The organism is Solibacillus kalamii (assembly GCF_002174535.1).
Taxonomy (GTDB): Bacteria; Bacillota; Bacilli; order Bacillales_A; family Planococcaceae; genus Solibacillus; species Solibacillus silvestris.
Genome location: NZ_NHNT01000002.1, coordinates 65,605 through 81,462 on the forward strand (window position 1 = coordinate 65,605; position 15,858 = coordinate 81,462).

The window sequence follows — 15,858 nt, forward strand, 5'->3', positions numbered from 1 at the left end:
AAAAGTCGTATTGAACAGATGACGTTCAATACGACTTTTTTATTGGTGAGGATCATCAGACACTAATATTACTTCTGGTCCCCGTTTTTAATGAAGTACCATAATAAATTTGCAAGCTCGACATTTTCACCGGCATGCGGTGTGTTAACAAAAGCTTCACGGAAAGGCTTAAGCATAGCTTCGATAACAGCAAGACGTAACTCGTTACGCTGCAGTTCATCCAGAATACTTTCAGTGAATTGAGCCCCCACCTCATTGTCAGTATCTAGTTTTAACTGGTCAAGGAATCCTTGGACCTTTTTGATTAAATAATTCTTTGTAATCGACTGGTAAATTTTTTTCTCTTCGACTAGTTGAAGTGCATCCTGTGTAATGAGGATGTCGCCATTTTCCAACATAATAGGATAAATTGCTTTAACGTTACGTAATGCAATTTGCAAAATTTTCTTCTGGTCGATCATTTCACTGTAGAAGAGACGGTGGGAATAGGTTAAATGGTGAACCATTGCAAAATATAAAATGGCAAGCTCAAGAGAATAGGGGCGGACTTCCTCGCCAAAAATATCTGTGAAACGATTGGATACCCACTCAATTTCCAATAGGCGATAGCGTTCCAATAAATGACGGAGCTCCTTGTCATTTGATTGAAAGATATTTTCGAACAAGGATACTAAGTTTTGCTTTTTATTGATTTGCATAAGAACGAGAATTTGTTCCAATAATAAGTTTTCATCGGTAATATCTTGATTTAGCAGCATTTCATGGCGTAATAAGCTTGCTTCGTACCGGGTCTGTTCCATAATCGATTTAAAACATTCCACTTTAGATGAGAAATAATTATAAAATGTCCCTTTTGAAATAAGCGCTTTGTCTAAAATGTCCTGTATTGATGTTTCATGAAAGCCTTTTTCGATAAAAAGCTGCAATGCACTATCAAGCACCTGTCTTTTTCGTTGATTCATGAACTTCCTCCATATCAATTAAAACGATTTACTGTGCATATAACGTAATAAAAGTGAATTTTTTTGTACTATATACTCTGAATTGTACTCTCATTCTACTGTTTAAAGCGTGGATTCGCAATGTTTTTAGACTTCGAGTATAAAATTGTTGAATTTATTGGACTCCGAGTATAAAATAGTTCGAGTACAGAAATAGGAAGATTGAAAGATTAAAGAAGGGAAATAAAAATATGGAACAGACAAAAGATGTAAAAACATTTCAAAAACCCCCGTATTTAATGATTGCCGTATTATTTGTCGGGGCGTTTGTAGCATTTTTAAATAATACATTATTAAACGTTGCTTTACCGTCTATTATGACTGCTTTTGATATTAAAGATTATTCAACAGTACAATGGTTAGCGACAGGCTATATGCTTGTAAGCGGGGTATTGGTTCCTACTTCGGCGTATTTAATTACGAAGTTCAGAACACGACCTTTATTCATTTTATCGATGGCGATTTTCGTTATTGGTACAGCATTGGCCTCATTTGCGCCTAGCTTCAGTTTTTTATTGGCGGGTCGTATGATTCAAGCTGCTGGGGCAGCAACGATGGCACCGATTTTAATGAACGTAATGCTGATCAGCTTCCCGGTTGAAAAACGCGGGCAGGCAATGGGGATGTTCGGTTTAGTTATGGTATTGGCACCAGCAATTGGACCAACACTATCAGGGTGGATTGTAGAACATTACGACTGGAGCGTTCTGTTTAAAATGATTCTTCCAATTGCCGTTTTATCGCTTTTACTGGCAGTTTGGAAACTGGAAGATGTCCTTCCAAACCGTGATGCTAAAATAGATATACTTTCTATTGTATTGTCTACAATCGGTTTTGGCGGATTATTATACGGCTTCAGTACAGCTAGTTCAGCTGGCTGGTCAGCAGTAGAAGTATGGGGAACGATTACCGTAGGGGCAATTGGTTTAATATGGTTTATCGTACGCCAATTCCGTTTAGAGCAGCCATTACTTGATTTACGAATTTACACATATCCTTCATACGCACTAGCATCTGTCGTATCGATGGTATTATCTGTAGCGATGTTCTCAGGGATGATTTTAACACCTGCCTATGTACAGAGTGTTCGAGGAATCGAACCATTTGAAGCAGGATTAATGATGTTGCCAGGTGCAATTGTAATGGGGATTATGTCGCCGATTACAGGGAAACTATTCGATCGATTCGGACCACGTATTTTAGCGGTTGTCGGGTTAACGATTACAACATTAGCAACAATCGGATTAGGATATTTGGAAGTTGATTCAACTTATTTATTTATTATTTCAGTATATACAATCCGTATGTTAGGTATTTCTATGGTCATGATGCCGATTATGACAAACGGATTAAATGCATTGCCAAACCGTTTAAATCCGCATGGTACGGCGATGAACAATACAGCTCAGCAAGTAGCAGGGGCAATTGGTACAGCTGTTTTAGTAACAGTTTTCAACTCACACACAAAAACACGTGCAGCTGAAATTGCAGCGGATATGCAAGCGAATGCTTCAGCAGCAGTACAGCCGACTGCTGAGCAAATTGCACAAGCCCAAGCACAGGTAATGCAACAGGCAATGCTTGACGGGATTACGTACAGTTTCTTCGTAGCAGCAGCAGTTACAGTCGTAGCTTTAATTTTAGCGCTATTTATTAAGCGTGTAGACATAACGAAACGTGAAGACTTTATGGGAGCAGTACAAGAAAAAAAATAAAATAGTGAAACGGCAGGAGTTTTTGCTCCTGCCGTTTTTTTATTTGTTATACTTGGGTAAAATACTTGGTAAAGTAATTTGTATAAAAAGGAGTTCGAAAAATGATTGAACAATTAGGGCAAGTCATGTTGTATGTAGAAGACCAGGAGCAGTCAAAGAAGTTTTGGACTGAAAAATTAGGATTTACTGTAGTTTCCGACATCGATAACGGCATGCGAATTATTACGATTGCACCAAAAGATGAAGCACAGACAAGTATTGTATTGCATGATAAAAAGAAGATAGAAGAAATGTCGCCAGAATTGAATTTGTCTACGCCTTCTCTAATGTTTTATGCACAAAATTTAGAAGAACTGTATGAAGATTTTAAAGCAAAGGGAATTACGGTCGGGGAGTTCATGAAGATGCCTTTCGGGAAAGTGTTCAACTTTGCTGATGATGAGGAAAATTATTTTGCAGTAATGGAAAAATAAAAAAAGGAGCTGTGCCAATGGCGGCAGCTCCGTTTCTATTTTCTCTTTTGTATAAGTTTGCGTGCTTTTTCAGTATTGGCAAAATGCCATTTCGTCATGGAACGAAGTGTCTCTTCGCCATGCTTCAACCAAATTTTTGCGGCCATTTCATCGACTTTGCCGCTTGCTCCTTTTTGAAGAGGGAATCCTGTCACTTTTGCCAGACGATCCATTTCTTTAAGAAATGCATAGCGTGCCAAAATCGAAGCAGTAGCAACAGCTACATGGAGATTTTCGGCTTTTGTCGAGAACAGGACGTTTTGGCGGACAATTTCTTTTTCATTTTTTATATGATTATAGTAAATTCCGCGCTCTGCAAATTGGTCGATTAAAATATATTGCGGTGTTTCCGGTGCTATTTTTGTCAATACATGCTTTAAAGCCTGATTGTGCAGCAGCGCTTTTATTTTTCCCTGCGAGTAACCACGTGCCTGGATTTCATTGTATTTATCATTGCGAAGCGTCAATATACTGTAAGCGCAAACCTTCATTAAGTCCGGAGCAATTTGACGCATATAATCATCAGTTAATTGTTTAGAATCCTTCACGCCAAGTTCTTGGACCAGCGCTATTTTATCTGCTGGAACATAGACAGCCGCTACAGTTACAGGGCCAAAGTAATCGCCTGTTCCAGTCTCGTCTGAGCCCAAAACGGATAAGGATGCAAAATTTTCAGGGAGTGTATCTCCTTTAGTGGATGCAATTTTAGGAGCTTGAGCACTTGCTTGTCCCCAACGTGCTGCTTCACGTTCTGCACCAGCCCCTTGAAACATTACTTTTCCTGATTTATAGGCAGTAATGGCCGTATCGGCAAGTTTTACCGCAAAAATTACGCCGGGAGCCTTCCGTTCAATAAGGGCGTCTTTATAGAAATGTTGAATAGATTGCTGTTGGTCAGCACTGCAAAGTAAAACGATATTTGTCATAATCGATCCTTTCAAAAACAATGTATTACTATGTAGTATAGCTTTTACAATAGAAAAGGGAAACTTTCATATTGTATGGCTCTTTCACAGGAACATTCGGGACATGGTGTTGCGATAGTGAATTTGGAAATGGTATGATGTACAATAGGAAAATGGCATCGTTATATAATAGAACCAATCAGTTTTGCATTCAATCATTTATTGGGCAAAGAATCGAAAATAGTATTTTCGTTACTGTTCACTTATTTTTTCTGGAGGGATTATTTTGGCTGAGCAAGAAAAGAATCGCATTTCCGTAGAAATATATGGCAATACATATAAAATGGTAGGAACAGAATCATCGGTCCATATGCGTCTTGTTGCTTCATTAGTGGACGACAAAATGCGGGAAATCAGTGCCCATAATCCATCTTTAGATACAGCGAAGCTAGCTGTATTAACAGCCGTTAATTCTGTGCACGACTATCTATTATTAAAAGAGCAATTTGAAAAACTAGAAATACAATTGAAACATTTGAAGGGTTGACATACATGTTGGATTTAATTATTCTCGTAGTCTTTATCATTAGTCTTATAGTTGGAGCGAAACGAGGGTTCGTTGTTCAGCTTATTAATATCGGAAGTTTTATTATTGCCCTCATTGTAGCGATTATTTATTATAAGCCGCTTGCAGAAAAATTTGTATTATGGATTCCGTATCCTGGATTTACAGAAGGTTCAACAGTGACGCTCGTTCTGGATTCACTTGATGTTGACCGTACATTTTATCGCGTCTTTGCGTTTGCCATTATTTTCTTCGCTGTAAAGATTGCCCTCCAAATTGTCGGGTCGATGTTTGATTTTTTAACGTATTTACCTGTATTAAGTTCGCTAAACTATGTATTGGGTGCAGTTCTTGGATTTATCGAAATGTATCTTGTACTCTTTATCGGGCTGTATGTTGTGGCATTACTGCCGGTGGAAACGATTCAAACATTCATCGACAATTCCATTTTGGCAGGACTCATACTTGAGCATACACCGATTATTACGAGCATGTTCCAAAACTGGTGGTATATTCAAAAAAATTAACTAATTCTCAGCGGGTGTCCTAAATTCGTAAAAGGAGCTTCTAAAGAACCAGCCAACCTAAAAAGCGTGGCATTGAGCGAAAACGGCTGATTTATCCTCACACCGAGGACCTTTAGCCGGAACGGACCCCATGATGCCGAGGCGTAATTGATTTGAAAATCATGCGAATGCTTCTCTCGATTTTCGGGAGGAGCTTTTTTAAAGGAGAGACAATGATGATGAACAAAAAAATTATTATTCGTACATTGGAAAAAATCGCATTATATATGGAGCTGCAGGCAGAAAATCCATTTAAAGTATCCGCCTTTCGAAAAGCGGCAGCGGCTCTCGAAGCAGATGAGCGGAGTCTAAGCGAAATCGATGATATTACAGCAATTAAAGGTATCGGTAAAGGAACAGCAGCGGTTATTACAGAGCTCATGGAAATCGGGGAATCAACTGTATTGAAAGAGCTTGAGGCAATCGTACCGAAAGGGCTTGTTCCGTTGATGAAACTACCGGGGTTAGGTGGTAAAAAGCTTGCCAAATTGTATCAGGAACTGAACATAGTTGATGCGGATACATTAAAGGCAGCTTGTGAGGCAGGTCAAGTAAGGGGGCTTGCAGGGTTTGCGGCAAAAACAGAGGAAAAAATTTTGAAAGAGCTTGAAACATTTGGTTCCCGCGCGGAACGTTTACCTATTTGGCAGCTCGAGCCTGTAGTATTGGAGATTAACGAGCTTTTGGCAAGTTTACCTGAAGTGGAGCTGTTTTCGGTTGCAGGGAGCTTCCGACGCGTTGCAGAAACGAGTAAAGATGTTGATTTCATCATAGCAACAAAGGAATATGAAGTTGTACGTGAAGCGATTTTAACGCGACTCGCAATATTAGAAACAGTTGCAGCAGGGGATACAAAAGTGTCTGTCATATTGGACCGTGAAGAACCGGTAAGTGTGGATTTCCGTTTAGTGACTCGGGAAGAATTTGCAACAGCACTTCATCATTTCACTGGATCGAAAGACCATAATGTACGCATGCGTCAGCTTGCTAAATCAATGGGGAAGAAAATCAGTGAATATGGTGTCGAGCAAGAAGACGGTACTGTCGTAACATTTGAGTCAGAAGAAGCGTTTTTTGCTCATTTCAACTTACCATTTATTCCACCGACTGTGCGTGAAAGCGGTAAAGAGCTGGATCGTTTGGACGAGCTAGCTGAGTTAGTAAAGCTGGAAGATATAGTAACGGATCTTCATATGCATACAACTTGGTCTGATGGAGCGCATTCAGTCAGCGAGATGGGGCAAGCTTTAATGGATATCGGATATTCGCATGCAGTCATTACTGATCACTCGCAATATTTAAAAGTAGCGAATGGACTAACACCTGAACGACTTGAACAGCAAAAGCTTGATATTTATGCATTTAACGAAGCAAATCCAAATTTCCGACTATATAGAGGGACAGAAATGGATATCCTTCCTGATGGTACTTTAGACTTTGGGGATGATGTTTTAAAAGAACTGGATTTTGTTATTGCATCCATTCATTCAAGCTTTACACAATCGCAGGACAAAATTATGGCTCGCTTAAAAACAGCGGTTGAAAATCCGTATGTCCATATGATTGCTCATCCGACAGGCCGTATTGTCGGGCAACGCGGAGGCTATGATCCGGATGTGCCGTTATTGATTGAGTGGGCAGCAGCACACGGGAAAATATTGGAACTAAATGCAAATCCGTACCGCCTGGACTTAAGCATCGAATATTTAACGCTGGCAATGGAGAAAAATGTACCAATTGCCATTAATACAGATGCGCATGCAATTGACCAGCTGCGCTTCATGGACATTGGGGTCAAATATGCACAAAAAGCATGGGTGAAAAAAGACCTGATCGTCAACACATGGTCAAAAGATAAATTCGAAGCATTTATTTCAAAAAATAAATGATTAAAGAATAGAGAAATTGATTATGAAACGAATTGATTGGAATAGAGGGGACAAGCAGGTTTAACTTTGTTTCTTGATCGTCGGAAAGCGTCCGACCTGGAATGGAAATCAGCTCCATAGTACAGTTTGACTAAAAATAAAGAAAAGTAATAGGAGGTGTTCTCATGATCGAACAACGAGCATTGAAAACACTAGAATTTCATAAAGTACGCGAACAAGTAGCGGCATTTTGTACAAACTCGATCGGGAAACAAGCAATCGAAGAGCTCGTACCGGAAACAGATTACGATACAGTTGTCGAACTACTGGAGGAAATGGACGAAGGACTCGCGATTTTGCGTGTAAAAGGCAATGTGCCGTTGGGCGGCATTTTCGATGTACGTCCACATGCGCGACGCTCGCAAATCGGCGGTATGCTTAGCCCGATGGAATTAATGGAAATCGCGAGCACAATACGAGCAAGTCGAATTTTACGAAATTTCATTGAAGATATTGAATCGGAAAATACAATTGAAATCCCGCATTTTATCGAACGGAAAGAAGAAATGCCTGTCTTGACAGCACTTCAGCACGAAATTAATGATTGTATTGATGATAATGGTACGGTTCTTGATTCAGCGAGTCCTGCATTACGCTCAATTCGCCAGTCATTGCGTTCAGAAGAGTCCAAAGTCCGTCAAAAGCTGGAAAGTCTGACACGTGGTTCAAATGCAACGAAAATGCTATCTGACGCGATTATTACAATTCGTAATGACCGCTTCGTAATCCCGGTAAAACAAGAATATCGTTCACATTACGGCGGAATTGTCCACGATCAGTCCGCTTCAGGTCAAACACTGTTTATCGAGCCTGATGCAGTGATTCAATCGAACAATGAAGTACAGCGTCTAAAAGTGAAAGAAAAGGCTGAAATTGAGCGTATTTTATCCGAGCTTACATTAAAGGTACAGGAAGTCGGTCACGAAATATTTGTCCTTGTACAACTACTTGGAGAAATGGATGTCATTTTAGCAAAAGGAAAGTACGGACAAGCAAATAAATGCACAATGCCAAAAATGAATAAAGAAGGCTATACACGACTAGTCCGTGCACGACATCCGTTATTGCCGATTGAAGATGCAGTTGCCAATACGATTGAATTTGGACGAGATGTCACAGCAATTGTCATTACAGGACCAAACACAGGCGGTAAAACAGTAACATTGAAAACAGTGGGACTGTGTACAATCATGGCACAGTGCGGCTTGCCTGTTCCGGCACTTGATGGTTCAGAATTGGCAGTGTTTGAGCAAATTTTTGCTGATATTGGTGATGAACAGTCGATTGAACAGTCATTATCAACTTTCTCTTCTCATATGGTGAATATAGTAGACATTTTAAGCAAATTTAATGAAAAATCGTTAATATTATTCGATGAGCTTGGTGCAGGTACCGATCCGCAAGAAGGCGCGGCACTCGCAATTGCTATTTTGGATGAAACAGTTGATCGCGGTGCACGTGTTATGGCGACTTCACACTATCCGGAGTTGAAGGCATACGGCTATAACCGTCCATCTGTTGTCAATGCGAGTGTAGAATTCGATATTGAAACACTTAGCCCTACTTATCGATTACTGATCGGGGTGCCAGGTCGCTCGAATGCATTTGAAATTTCCAAACGTCTTGGATTAAGTTCAAATGTAATCGACCATGCAAAATCCTTTACAGGTACTGACCGTCATGAAGTTGAGTCAATGATTGCTTCACTAGAAGAAAGCCGGTTACGATCTGAACGTGAAGCAGACGAAGCTCATCTTTTACTGGAAGATGCACAAAAAATCCGGGCAGAACTGGAAGAACGTCTTCGTATTTATGATGAGAAAAAGGAAAATCTGGAGAAAAAAGCGAAAGATAAGGCTCGTAAAATTGTTGATGACGCGAAGAAAGAAGCGGAAACGATTATTGCAGAGTTGCGGAAAATGAAAGAAAATGCCGCGTTATCGGTGAAAGAGCACGAGTTAATCGATGCGAAGAAGCGTTTAGATAATGCAGCACCGATTGATAACAATAAAGTGCTTCAAAAGGCTGTCGCTGCCCGTGAGCGTAAGCAAAACCTGCAAGTGGGCGATGAAGTAAAAGTATTAAGCTACGGTCAAAAAGGAACACTCTTGCAAAAAGCAGGAAATGAGTGGGTTGTTCAAATCGGTATTTTAAAAATGAAGCTGCCCGAATCTGATTTAGAGTATGTGAAACCAGAAAAAGAGCAGGCTACTCGTCCGATGATGAATGTGAAAAATCGCAACAGTGTCGTGAAACTGGAACTTGATTTACGTGGTGAACGATATGAAGAAGCACTTATTCGCACAGAAAAGTATTTAGATGATGCGTTATTAGCGAACTATCCGCGTGTATCGATTATTCACGGTAAAGGCACTGGGGCATTACGCCAGGGAATTCAAAACTTCCTGAAAAACCATAAGCGGGTCAAATCATACCGTTATGGTGAAGCGGGCGAAGGTGGATTCGGTGTTACAGTCGTAGAACTAAAATAGTTGTTGCTCCTTTTAAATGATGCGCTAATATTAAACATATAAAGAAACTAATTAAAGGGGGTAAAATGGATTGCTAGGATCAGACTTTTGGCACCATCCTCTCGTAGAAACAGCAGGCTATTTTAGTGTGGTAGTCCTTTGCCTATTTGTATCGATGATTTTATTTGAAGTCGTAACAAAGTATAAAAATTGGGATGAAATAAAAAGAGGAAATGTCGCGGTCGCTTTAGCTACTGGAGGAAAAATTTTAGGCGTCTGTAATATTTTCAGATATTCAATTAATCAGCATACATCTTTTATTGAAATGCTCGGTTGGGGTTTGTTTGGTTTTACCTTATTGATTTTTGCCTATTTTTTATTTGAGTTTTTAACACCGAAATTTAATGTGGATGAGGAGATTGCTGCTGACAACCGTTCAGTTGGGTTTATCTCATTTACAATTTCCCTCGGTTTGTCATTTGTTATCGGAGCAAGTATTTCATAGGAGCATACACATGGAAACATTATCGAAAATCTTACTCGTCGTCTGTTTCATATTTCTGGCAGTCGGCATTTACTACATGATGACACTCTAAACATAAAAGCAAATGAACTAGCATAGAGTTAGTTCATTTGCTTTTTTCATTAAACTTTATTTAGGATGATTATCACCATACACAAAAAAATATTCAAACTATTAATACTTTTTTAAAAAAGTATATTTCTATACTAAACGAATAGTCCTATATGTTTTAAATTCAATATTACTATAAAACTCAAAATAATTAACGAGAAAATATATGCATTATCGAGAATATAATGTGTATATCTATGAAAATAGTTTGAAACCATTTCCAATTTTCATTATAATGATGTAAACAAGTAAAGCTTTAGTAAAGGGGAGGAGTTTTATGACAGAAAAGGTTTGGTTGGCAAGCTATCCGAAAGAAGTACCACATTCTATTGAGCTGCCGGAAATTCCTGTGCACCAGTTTTTAACACAAGCATTTGAGTCAATGCCTAATAAGGTGGCTATCCACTTTATGGGGCGCGAGGTTACGTACAAAGAGCTTTATGAATCAGCGTTGAAGTTTGCGAACTACCTGCGTTCTCTAAGGGTGGAGAAGGGGGATCGTGTAGCAATCATGCTGCCGAACTGTCCGCAAGCGGTCATTGCCTATTATGGTACGATGTATGCCGGTGGGGTTGTCGTACAGACAAATCCCCTTTATACCGAGCGGGAGCTGCAATATCAGATGGCAGATTCCGGAGCTAAAGTGATTTTAGTAATGGATATTTTATACCCGAGGGCAATGAAAATATTACATGAGACTAAGATAGAAAATGTCATCGTTTCAGGAATTAAAGACTATTTGCCTTTCCCGAAAAACTTAGTGTATCCGTTCATCCAAAAGAAACAGTACGGCTTTAGTGTAAAAGTGGAACATAGCGGAACAAATCACCTGTTTACAGAAATTATGAAAATGGCCAAAACGGATAAAATCGAACAAGACTTTGATTTTGAAAATGATTTGGCACTATTGCAATACACTGGCGGTACAACAGGTTACCCGAAAGGTGTTATGCTAACACATAAAAACCTTATTGCAAATACGTTGATGTGTGATGCATGGATGTATAAATGTAAAAAAGGTGAAGAAACAATTTTAGGCATACTTCCATTCTTCCATGTATATGGTATGACAACGGTATTAATTTTATCGGTCATGCAGCAAGGCAAGATGGTATTATTACCGAAATTTGATGCTGAGCAAGCATTGAAGACAATTGATAAACAAAAACCAACGTTATTCCCCGGCGCCCCAACAATGTATATTGGCTTGTTGAATCACCCGGATTTAGCAAAATATGATTTGTCATCAATTAAAGCGTGTTTAAGCGGTTCCGCTGCATTACCACTGGAAGTACAGGAAAAGTTTGAAGAATTGACAGGCGGTCGTTTAGTAGAAGGATACGGCTTAACAGAAACTTCTCCAGTTACACATGCCAATCCGATTTGGGATCACCGTATCAACGGTTCAATCGGTTTACCATGGCCGAATACAGAAGCGGTTATTTTACGTTCAGGTGAATCGGAAGTATTGCCTGTCGGTGAAATCGGCGAAATAGCGGTAAAAGGACCACAAGTTATGAAGGGTTACTGGAATCGTCCTGAAGAAACAGCAATGACATTTGCAGATGGCTGGTTTTTAACGGGTGATTTAGGTTATATGGACGAAAAGGGTTATTTCTATGTTGTTGATCGAAAAAAAGATATGATAATTGCAGGCGGATTTAATATTTACCCGCGTGAAGTAGAAGAAGTGCTGTATGAGCATGAGGCGGTTCAAGAGTGTATAGTAGCCGGTATACCGGATCCGTATCGTGGAGAAACTGTAAAGGCATACATTGTTCTTAAAGAGGGTAAATCTGTTACAGACAAAGAACTGAATGAGTATTGCCGTAAAAACCTAGCAGCTTATAAAGTGCCGCGTTTCTATGAATTCCGTCAAGAGCTGCCGAAAACAGCAGTAGGAAAAATTTTACGTCGTACACTTATTGAAGAAGAGAAACAGAAAATGGCACAACAAGAAGCAAATTAATTAATTGTTTAGCAAACTATTGACAGAATGCAGAACAAATTATAATATGAAAACATGAATGAATGGTCATTCATGTTTTCATATTTTTTTTGGTGGTGATCTGCTTGAAACGAAACAAACCCAAATACATGCAAATAGTAGACGCAGCAGTCATTGCTATCGCTGAAAACGGCTATCATCAAGCCCAAGTTTCAAAAATAGCCAAACAAGCTGGGGTTGCTGATGGTACAATCTATTTATATTTCAAAAACAAAGAAGATATTTTAATTTCTGTATTCCAGGAAAAAATGGGTATTTTCGTAGAGAATTTACAGGCTATAATAAAAAGTGGGGAAACTGCTTCCGATAAGTTATGTAAAATGATTGAAAATCATTTCCGTGTTCTATCAAGTGATCGCTACTTGGCAACTGTAACTCAACTTGAGCTACGGCAATCGAATAAAGAAATTAGACTGAAAATTAATTCTATTCTAAAAGAATACTTAATTTTACTAGATCAAATTTTAATCGAAGGTATGCTAAATGGTGAATTCAACCAGACGATGGATGTTCGTATTGCGAGACAAATGGTGTTTGGCACAATTGACGAAATTACGACAACTTGGGTAATGAATGAAAATCGATATGATTTATTAGAGCAAGCTCCGAAAGTGAAGCAATTACTGCTAAACGCACTAAAAGCATAAAGGGGATGTAGAGGATGGAGTTTCTAAGTTGGAAAGTAGAAGAAGGGGTCGCAATTGCAACAATTTCAAGACCACCAGCAAATGCACTTTCACAAGGCTTGATCCATGATGTGAATGCACTTTTAGACGCTGTCGAAGAAGATGAAAATGTACGTGTCATCGTCTTGCATGGCGAAGGACGTTTCTTTTCTGCAGGTGCAGATATTAAAGAATTTACGAGCGTACAGTCAGGCGAAGCATTTACAGGATTGGCGAAAAATGGACAAGATGTTTTCGAGCGTATTGAAACATTCAGTAAACCGGTTATTGCCGCAATCCACGGTGCAGCATTAGGCGGCGGCTTGGAACTTGCAATGGGATGCCATATGCGTTTTGTAACCGCATCGGCAAAATTAGGCTTACCTGAGTTATCATTAGGCTTAATACCTGGATTTGCAGGAACACAGCGATTACCACGATATGTTGGTGTAGCCAAGGCAGCGGAAATGATGTTTACAAGCGACCCGATTACAGGGGCTGAAGCTGTAGAATGGGGATTAGCAAATCGTGCTTTTTCCGATGAAGAGCTGTTGCCGGAAACATTGAAAATCGCTAGAAAAATTGCGAAGAAATCACCAATTGCTCTTAAAGCAGCAATCCAAATGCTGAATTACTCGAAACCATCATCTTATTACGATGGAGTGAATGCTGAAGCAAACAGTTTCGGTGAAGTATTTGTTTCTGAAGATGCTAAAGAAGGAATCCAAGCATTTATTGAAAAACGTGAGCCAGTATTTACTGGCAAATAAAAAAATGTATTCTTCCCTGTTTTTTCGGGATTAAAATTAAAAAGCTTTTAGGAGGTCTAGATTATGAATATTTTTGTATTAGTAAAACGTACTTTTGACACAGAAGAAAAAATCGTCGTATCCGGCGGTAAAATTCAAGAAGATGGTGCAGAATTCATCATCAACCCATACGATGAGTACGCAATTGAAGAAGCAATTCAAAAGCGCGACGCATTAGGCGGTAAAGTAACAGTTGTGACAATCGGTGGCGAAGATGCAGAAAAGCAGTTACGTACAGCTTTAGCAATGGGTGCCGATGAAGCGGTATTAATTAATACAGAAGATGATTTAGATGAGCTTGACCAATATTCTTCAGCTTATATTTTAGCGGAATATTTAAAAGACAAAGAAGCAGATTTAATTTTAGCAGGAAATGTAGCAATCGATGGTGGTTCAGGACAAGTTGGCCCGCGCTTAGCAGACCTGCTGGGCATTAACTACGTAACAACAATTACTTCATTGGAAATCGACGGCACGAACGTTAAGATTGTACGTGATATCGAAGGGGACGCTGAAGTATTAGAAACATCATTACCATTATTAGTAACAGCTCAACAAGGTTTAAACGAGCCACGTTACCCATCTTTACCAGGTATTATGAAAGCGAAGAAAAAACCGCTTGAAGAACTTGAATTGGATGATTTGGATATCGATGAAGACGATGTTGAAGTAAAAGTAGAAACAGTTGAAATTTACTTACCGCCACAAAAAGCGGCTGGTCGTGTATTAGAAGGCGATCTTTCTGCACAGGTAAAAGAATTAGTAAACTTACTTCATAACGAAGCAAAAGTAGTCTAATAGAAGTCAACTAGAGTACGAAAATTTTTACGAAGATGGTAATGGAGGGATATTCTATGTCAAAGAAAGTTTTAGTGTTAGGTGAAGTTCGCGAAGGGAGCTTACGTAACGTTTCATTCGAAGCAATTGCAGCAGGTTTACAAATCGCTGACGGCGGTGAAGTAGTAGGTTTATTAGTAGGGGATGCAGTAGCTGATTTTACGCAGGAATTAATCGCATATGGAGCGAGCCGCGTTATTACAGTAGAACATCCACACTTGAAAAACTATACATCTGACGGCTACAGCCAAGCAATTTTAGCAGTAGTAGAACAAGAAAATCCAGAAGCAATCGTTTTCGGTCATACTTCTTTAGGTAAAGACTTATCGCCAAAAATTGCTTCACGCCTACAATCTGGCTTAATTTCAGATGTTACGGAAATCCAAGGAGCTGGTGATGATACAGTATTCGTCCGCCCAATCTATTCTGGTAAAGCATTTGAAAAAGTAAAAATCAAAGATGGTATTATTTTTGCGACAATCCGTCCAAACAATATTCCACCATTAGTAAAAGACGATTCTCGTACTGGTGAAGTATCATCAGTTTCAGTGGATATTACAAATTTACGTACAATCATTAAAGAAGTTGTGCGCAAATCAACTGAAGGTGTAGACCTTTCAGAAGCGAAAGTAGTAGTTGCAGGTGGTCGTGGTGTTAAATCCGGAGAAGGTTTTGAGCCATTAAAAGAGCTTGCTAATTTACTAGGTGGAGCAGTTGGCGCATCTCGTGGTGCATGTGACGCAGAATATTGCGATTACTCATTACAAATCGGCCAAACTGGTAAAGTTGTAACACCTGACCTATACATCGCTGCAGGTATTTCTGGTGCGATTCAGCATTTAGCTGGTATGTCAAACTCTAAAGTAATCGTTGCGATCAACAAAGATCCAGAAGCAAATATCTTTAAAGTAGCGGACTATGGAATTGTTGGTGACTTATTCGAGGTAGTGCCAATGTTAATCGAAGAGTTTAAAGCGCTTAAAGTAAATGCATAATATTTAATTAGGGGCTTCCTTCTTTTGAAGGGAGCTTTTTTTGAAGGAGTTAATGTATATGATGCGGGAAATGGTGCTAATAACTGTATCAGAAATTCCAGTATAAATTAAAAGATCTTATGTGTAGTATGTTTTCTAATAAAATGTTAAATATCGGAACCACAGTTTCAAATAAAGAATTAACATGTTCAAACTAAGGGTATATGTCTTCAAATAACTAATAAAAAATGCTAATAAAAATTTATTA

14 protein-coding genes are annotated in these 15,858 nt (G+C 39.1%); 12 read left to right on the forward strand and 2 right to left on the reverse strand.

Going from position 1 to position 15,858, the window contains the following annotated elements; all coding sequences use genetic code 11:
- Positions 1–68: 68 nt before the first annotated feature.
- Entirely contained in the window at positions 69–962 is an 894-nt protein-coding gene (locus CBM15_RS03980; RefSeq protein WP_087615811.1) for a TetR/AcrR family transcriptional regulator, read from the reverse strand.
- A 230-nt stretch (positions 963–1,192) separates the two neighbouring features.
- Here CBM15_RS03980 and CBM15_RS03985 point away from each other — a divergent pair, with 230 nt between their 5' ends.
- On the forward strand, positions 1,193–2,716 hold the full coding sequence (locus CBM15_RS03985) for a DHA2 family efflux MFS transporter permease subunit (protein ID WP_087615812.1): 1,524 nt from the start codon (positions 1,193–1,195) through the stop codon (positions 2,714–2,716).
- A 101-nt stretch (positions 2,717–2,817) separates the two neighbouring features.
- Positions 2,818–3,189, forward strand: a complete 372-nt coding sequence (locus tag CBM15_RS03990; RefSeq protein ID WP_087615813.1) for a VOC family protein — start codon at positions 2,818–2,820, stop codon at positions 3,187–3,189.
- A gap of 35 nt (positions 3,190–3,224) precedes the next feature.
- Here the strand turns inward: CBM15_RS03990 and rnhC are convergent, their stop codons facing one another.
- The gene (rnhC, locus tag CBM15_RS03995) at positions 3,225–4,154 is read right to left on the reverse strand and encodes a ribonuclease HIII (protein WP_087615814.1); all 930 of its coding nucleotides are present in this window, start codon (positions 4,152–4,154) and stop codon (positions 3,225–3,227) included.
- Between the two features lie 265 nt (positions 4,155–4,419).
- On the opposite strand from rnhC, the gene zapA reads away from it, so the two are divergent.
- The 10 genes from zapA to CBM15_RS04045 all read left to right on the forward strand — a co-directional run bounded on the left by zapA (position 4,420) and on the right by CBM15_RS04045 (position 15,611).
- A complete protein-coding gene (gene zapA / locus CBM15_RS04000) occupies positions 4,420–4,680 on the forward strand; it encodes a cell division protein ZapA (RefSeq protein WP_008405018.1) in 261 nt (86 codons plus the stop codon).
- Between the two features lie 5 nt (positions 4,681–4,685).
- A complete protein-coding gene (locus CBM15_RS04005; protein ID WP_087615815.1) occupies positions 4,686–5,225 on the forward strand; it encodes a CvpA family protein in 540 nt (179 codons plus the stop codon).
- A gap of 218 nt (positions 5,226–5,443) precedes the next feature.
- Positions 5,444–7,153 carry a DNA polymerase/3'-5' exonuclease PolX gene (polX, locus tag CBM15_RS04010; RefSeq protein ID WP_193433759.1) on the forward strand — a complete coding sequence of 570 codons (1,710 nt, stop codon included), beginning with the start codon at positions 5,444–5,446 and terminating at the stop codon, positions 7,151–7,153.
- A 164-nt stretch (positions 7,154–7,317) separates the two neighbouring features.
- Positions 7,318–9,684, forward strand: a complete 2,367-nt coding sequence (locus CBM15_RS04015) for an endonuclease MutS2 (RefSeq protein WP_087615817.1) — start codon at positions 7,318–7,320, stop codon at positions 9,682–9,684.
- A 70-nt stretch (positions 9,685–9,754) separates the two neighbouring features.
- Complete coding sequence (locus CBM15_RS04020) at positions 9,755–10,168, forward strand: DUF350 domain-containing protein (RefSeq protein ID WP_008405023.1); 414 nt, start codon at positions 9,755–9,757, stop codon at positions 10,166–10,168.
- A 406-nt stretch (positions 10,169–10,574) separates the two neighbouring features.
- The gene (locus CBM15_RS04025) at positions 10,575–12,266 is read left to right on the forward strand and encodes a long-chain-fatty-acid--CoA ligase (RefSeq protein WP_087615818.1); all 1,692 of its coding nucleotides are present in this window, start codon (positions 10,575–10,577) and stop codon (positions 12,264–12,266) included.
- A 104-nt stretch (positions 12,267–12,370) separates the two neighbouring features.
- On the forward strand, positions 12,371–12,952 hold the full coding sequence (locus CBM15_RS04030; protein ID WP_008405026.1) for a TetR/AcrR family transcriptional regulator: 582 nt from the start codon (positions 12,371–12,373) through the stop codon (positions 12,950–12,952).
- Between the two features lie 14 nt (positions 12,953–12,966).
- Positions 12,967–13,740: an enoyl-CoA hydratase gene (locus tag CBM15_RS04035; RefSeq protein WP_087615819.1), complete on the forward strand. Its 774-nt coding sequence runs from the start codon at positions 12,967–12,969 to the stop codon at positions 13,738–13,740.
- A gap of 63 nt (positions 13,741–13,803) precedes the next feature.
- Positions 13,804–14,577 carry an electron transfer flavoprotein subunit beta/FixA family protein gene (locus tag CBM15_RS04040; protein ID WP_087615820.1) on the forward strand — a complete coding sequence of 258 codons (774 nt, stop codon included), beginning with the start codon at positions 13,804–13,806 and terminating at the stop codon, positions 14,575–14,577.
- A gap of 56 nt (positions 14,578–14,633) precedes the next feature.
- Complete coding sequence (locus CBM15_RS04045) at positions 14,634–15,611, forward strand: electron transfer flavoprotein subunit alpha/FixB family protein (RefSeq protein WP_008405031.1); 978 nt, start codon at positions 14,634–14,636, stop codon at positions 15,609–15,611.
- Positions 15,612–15,858: the final 247 nt, after the last annotated feature.